Origin of the sequence: Thermococcus sp. ES12 (genome assembly GCF_012027515.1) — an archaeon.
GTDB classification, from domain to species: domain Archaea; phylum Methanobacteriota_B; class Thermococci; order Thermococcales; family Thermococcaceae; genus Thermococcus; species Thermococcus barossii.
On the sequence record NZ_SNUP01000037.1, the window covers coordinates 1 to 500 of the forward strand.

2 pseudogenes are annotated in these 500 nt (G+C 41.8%); one reads left to right on the forward strand and one right to left on the reverse strand.

The window, feature by feature from the left end:
- Positions 1–310 (forward strand): annotated as a pseudogene (locus E3E37_RS10890) (histone deacetylase family protein); the annotation flags it as partial.
- Positions 311–355: 45 nt separating this feature from the next.
- Here the strand turns inward: E3E37_RS10890 and E3E37_RS10895 are convergent.
- Positions 356–500 (reverse strand): annotated as a pseudogene (locus tag E3E37_RS10895) (indolepyruvate ferredoxin oxidoreductase subunit beta); the annotation flags it as partial.

Sequence of the window (500 nt, forward strand, 5' to 3'; positions counted from 1 at the left end):
GCAGGAAATAGTCCTTCCCATTTTAGAGGATATCGGGCCACGGGCCATTGTGGTCTCAGCGGGCTTTGATGCCTTTAAAGGGGATGGCTTAGCTACAATGGAGCTGAGTGAGAGATTTTATCACTTTGCTGGGGCTTCGCTTTCAAGGTTCAGTTTGGCCGTTATTCTTGAAGGAGGATACGGTGTGGGCTTAAGAAAAGGTCTTCCTTCTTTTATTGAGGGTTATCTCGAAGGAAAGCCTGAACTTGGAAAGATTTCTCCAAGATATGAAACAATTAAAGTCGTTGAAGAGGTTAGAAGTCTAGTTTGATTGTTCTGAGAGAGTACAAATAAAATACAAATATAAAGAGAGAGCCTAAAGCTCTAATATCTCTTTTGCAGCTTTTATTCCAAGGTCAAAGGCCTTCATGTTCATGTCCACGGCTTTAGGTGGAACGCTGATCTTTATGACTTCTCTAACATGTTCTGCATCAAGTGGGAACTCAGGTATCTGAGTTAAA